Here is a 4,067-nt window from a genome sequence, read left to right on the forward strand (position 1 = left end):
GCGGTCTCGTTCGCGTCCACGTTGACGGTGACCGCCTCGAGGATGTCGGGGCGGGCCGCTCGCGCATACGCGATGGCGCGCACGGTCGGCTTGTGCAACCGGGACACCAGTACCACCGCATGCACCCGGGACGGCAGCAGCGATTCCGCCGGCCAGTCGTGCACGGTCAATTCCGCGCTCACCTTGTCGTAGTGGCGGCGGATGCCGCGCATGAGCATGAACAACACCGGCATCGTCGCCAGCACCAGCCACGCGCCGTGCGTGAACTTCGTGATGGTGACCACGATCAGCACCAGACCGGTCATCGTCGCGCCGACGGCGTTGATGGCTCTGGAGCGCAGGACCGTACGGCGTGGGGCCGTGCTGGGCCTGGCGCCGGCGAGCACGCGGTTCCAATGCCGCACCATGCCGGCCTGTCCGAGCGTGAACGCGGTGAACACGCCCACGATGTATAGCTGGATCAGCCGCGTCACCGAGGCGTCGAACACGAAGACCAACGCACCGGCGAGCACCGCCAGCACGATGATGCCGTTGCTGAAGGCGAGCCGGTCTCCCCGCGTGTGCAGCTGGCGCGGAGCGTACCGGTGTTGCGCCAGCGCCGCCCCGAGCAGCGGGAAGCCGTTGAACGCGGTGTTGGCGGCCAGGATCAGGATCAGCGCCGCCGCGCCCTGCACCGCGTAGAACGCCACGGTGCCGTCGCCGAACACCGCGTCGCCGAGCTGCGAGATCACGGTGCGCTGCGGGTTCTGTTCGCAGTCGAACCCCTGCAGCGAGCACGGGTCCTCCACGTAGTGCACGTCGGCTATCACCGCCAGGGCAGTGATGCCCCCGAACATGGCGACGGACAACGTCCCCATGATCGCCAGCGTCGTCGCGGCGTTCTTGGCCTTGGGCTTGCGGAAGGCCGGAACCCCGTTGGCGATCGCCTCCACGCCAGTCAGCGCGGTGCAGCCGGAGGCGAACGCGCGCAAGACCAACAGAGCGACGGCGACTCCACCCAGATCGGTCATCTCCGCGGTGACGTCGTACTGGGCGGACTCGGCGACCGGCGCCTCGTCGAACGCCGTCTGCATCAGTCCCCACACGATCAGCGTGCCGATGGCGACCACGAACAAGTAGACCGGAATCGCGAAGGCCTTACCGCTCTCTTTCGTGCCCCGCAGGTTGATCGTGGCCAGCAAGACGACCAGGCCGAGCGCGATCGGTATCCGCTGGCCCTGAAGCTCCGGCACGGCCGAGATCAAGTTGTCCACACCCGCCGAGATCGACACCGCCACGGTCAGCACGTAATCGATCAGCAAGGCGCTGGCCACCACGAGCCCGGCCGTGGGGCCGAGATTCTGATTCGCGACCTCGAAGTCGCCGCCTCCTGACGGGTAGGCACGAACCAGCTGGCGATACGATGCGACCACGGTCAACAGCAGCAGGATGACCGCTGCTGCCACCCACGGGGCGTAGACGAGGTAGGTCAGCCCGCCCAGAGCGAGGATGACCAGGATCTCTTGGGTCGCATACGTCACCGACGACAACGGGTCGCTGGCGAAGACCGGCAGGGCGAGCCGTTTGGGCAGCAGCGTCTGGCCCAGCCGGTCGGAGGCGAGCTTCCGACCGACGAGCACACGCTTGGAGATGTCGCCCAGCTTCGGCACGATCTGCAATCGTAGGCCCTGCAGGAACGCTTTGCTGCCGGTGAACGAAAGAGGACGCAGGTGCACGTCGTCATCATGGGCTGCGGCCGGGTCGGCTCGACCCTCGCGCACAGCCTCGAGGCACGCGACCACACCGTGGCCGTGGTCGACCAGAACCCAGAAGCGTTCCGCCGCCTGCAGCCGGGCTTCGAGGGTTTCACCGTCGCCGGCGTGGGTTTCGACCGCGAGGTGCTACGCGAGGCCGGTATCGAACGTGCCGGCGCCTTCGCCGCCGTCAGCAGCGGCGACAACTCCAACATCATCGCCGCGCGGGTGGCACGCGAGACCTTTGGCGTCCACAACGTCGTCGCGCGCATCTACGACTCCGGTCGGGCCGAGGTCTACGAACGCCTGGGCATCCCCACCGTGGCCACGGTGCGCTGGACCGCCGATCAGATGCTGCGCCGCATCGTCCCCGAAGGAGCCCACTCCGAGTGGGTCGACCCGTCGGGGAGTGTGAAACTCGCCGAGGTCCACGTCGGGGCCGGCTGGATCGGTGTGCCCCTGCCGAAGCTCGAAGCGGTCACGGGGGCGCGGGTGGCGTTTCTCACCCGCTACGGCGACGGCGTGCTGCCCGGCGCCGACACGGTCGTGCAAGACGGTGACCTCGTGCATCTGCTGATGCGCGCCGACGAGGTCGAGACGGTCGAACGTGTTCTCGCCGCGACCCCGGAGGTCGAGCACTGATGCGCGTCGCCATCGCCGGAGCCGGCAACGTCGGGCGTTCCATCGCCGCCGAGTTGCTGGCCAACGGTCACGATGTTCTGCTCGTCGACAAGAATCCCGGCGCCATCAAGGCCGCGAGCGTCCCCGAGGCGGAATGGCTGCTGGCCGACGCCTGCGAGCTGTCGATGCTCGAGGAGGCGGCCCTGGATCGGTGCCAGGTGGTCATCGCCGCGACCGGTGACGACAAGGCCAATCTCGTGGTCTCGTTGCTCGCCAAGACCGAGTTCGGGGTACCCAGGGTGGTCGCGCGGGTCAACCACCCGGGCAACGAATGGTTGTTCACCGAGAGCTGGGGCGTCGACGTCTCGGTGTCCACCCCGCGGATCATGAGTGCCTTGGTCGAAGAGGCTGTCAGCGTCGGTGATCTGGTGCGGCTGTTCAGCTTCCGTCAGGGCGAGGCGAACCTGGTCGAACTCACCCTGCCTGCCGACTCTCCGATGGTCGGTACGGCGATCGCCGACGTCGCCTGGCCGGCCGACACGTCGCTGGTGTCGATCATCCGCGGCAAGCACGTGTACAGCCCGCTGCCCGATCTTCCGCTGGAAGCCGGCGACGAGCTGCTGTTCGTCGCGGCTCCGGAGCGCGAGAGACAGCTGGAGCAGCTGCTCGCGCCGCACGAACAGCCGATGTGAAGGCCGCTCGGCGCCGTCAGCTCTCCACCGCGCCGGCCCGGGCTGCGGCATGCGCCCGGTAGGCCGGCCGGATGATCAACCACGAGAGGTAGGCGACCAGCAGGAACAACGGCCAGCTCATCACCAGCCGGGCACCGGCGAGCCAGCCGAGCTGATCCTCACCGGCGAAGTACAGCGGAGCCTGCACCGCCAGCCGCGCTGCGAACATCGCCACCCAGATCAGGCTGGCCTTGGTGTAGGCGCGTAGCAGGTCCGGGTCGCGCCGCCAGTCCATGCCCTGCCCGGTGACCAGCCCCACGAACACACCCAGCAGCGGCCAGCGCACCGCGATCGATACCAGATAGGCCAAGCCGTAGCCGACGTTGATGAGCAGGCCCGGCAGGAACACGTCCTCGGCCCGGCCGGTGCGGTGAGCCAGAAACGCGGCGATGCCCAGGCCGATGAACCCCGCGACGACGTTCTGTAACGGCTCGCGCCGGAACAGCCGTACCACCGCCAGCAAGGCACCCACGCCCAGCGCCACCCACAGCGACAGCGTGAGATCGTTGCCCGCGGCCGCGTAGACGACGGTGAACAGGGCGAGCGGCAGCCCTGCATCGAGCAACGCCGCCGGGCCGATGGCGTTCTGCGGCCGGAACGTGTCGTCGGACGTGATCGACTCGACCCAGCTACGGCGCCCGGCCCGCTCTTCGCCGGGTTCGGTCTGACTCATCGTGTCCGGCCTCGCTCGCCTTCTGACGTGGTGATGTGGGGTTCACTCCGCCCCTGCGGGCAGGAGCTCGTACCGCGGATTGAACATGACCCGGCGCCCGTCGAGTATGGCCACCCGGCCGACCGCGACCATCCGGCGACCACAATCGATGCCGGCAATGCGCCGACGGCCCAGCCATATCAGTGTCACCGAGTCCGAACCGTCGAACAAATCCGCTTCGAGCGCCGGTGTGTCCACCCGCGGCTGAAGCGTCACCGAGCGCAACGTTCCGCGCACCCGCGCGAGGGACCGTTCGGGCACCTCGGCCAC

The 4,067-nt window shown here is 68.4% G+C and carries 5 protein-coding genes; 2 read left to right on the top strand and 3 right to left on the bottom strand.

All coding sequences use genetic code 11. The features are described 5' to 3' along the window. Positions 1 to 1,649: APC family permease (locus tag M6444_RS20990; protein ID WP_298331925.1), on the bottom strand; the 1,649-nt coding region annotated here is incomplete at its 3' end. Between the two features lie 60 nt (positions 1,650 to 1,709). Between M6444_RS20990 and M6444_RS20995 the strand changes: the two genes are divergently transcribed. Together M6444_RS20995 and M6444_RS21000 are read left to right on the top strand one after the other, a co-directional pair. Continuing rightward, a complete protein-coding gene (locus tag M6444_RS20995; RefSeq protein WP_298331927.1) occupies positions 1,710 to 2,375 on the top strand; it encodes a TrkA family potassium uptake protein in 666 nt (221 codons plus the stop codon). Next, positions 2,375 to 3,046: a TrkA family potassium uptake protein gene (locus tag M6444_RS21000; RefSeq protein WP_298331928.1), complete on the top strand. Its 672-nt coding sequence runs from the start codon at positions 2,375 to 2,377 to the stop codon at positions 3,044 to 3,046. The genes M6444_RS20995 and M6444_RS21000 overlap by 1 nt, the downstream gene beginning before the upstream one ends. Positions 3,047 to 3,062: 16 nt before the next feature. Here M6444_RS21000 and M6444_RS21005 read toward each other — a convergent pair whose 3' ends face one another. Next, on the bottom strand, positions 3,063 to 3,758 hold the full coding sequence (locus M6444_RS21005; protein WP_298331930.1) for a DUF3159 domain-containing protein: 696 nt from the start codon (positions 3,756 to 3,758) through the stop codon (positions 3,063 to 3,065). A gap of 42 nt (positions 3,759 to 3,800) precedes the next feature. Continuing rightward, positions 3,801 to 4,067 (bottom strand): OB-fold nucleic acid binding domain-containing protein (locus tag M6444_RS21010; protein WP_298331932.1); only part of this gene is annotated, 267 nt, incomplete at its 5' end.

The sequence above is a fragment of the Haloactinopolyspora sp. genome, from assembly GCF_027324685.1.
Classification (GTDB): domain Bacteria; phylum Actinomycetota; class Actinomycetes; order Jiangellales; family Jiangellaceae; genus Haloactinopolyspora.

Excerpts from the sequence above, each read along its gene's own strand:
- M6444_RS21000 (WP_298331928.1), top strand. The coding sequence starts at position 2,375 with ATGCGCGTCGCCATCGCCGGAGCCGGCAACGTCGGGCGTTCCATCGCC.
- M6444_RS21005 (WP_298331930.1), bottom strand. The coding sequence starts at position 3,758 with ATGAGTCAGACCGAACCCGGCGAAGAGCGGGCCGGGCGCCGTAGCTGG.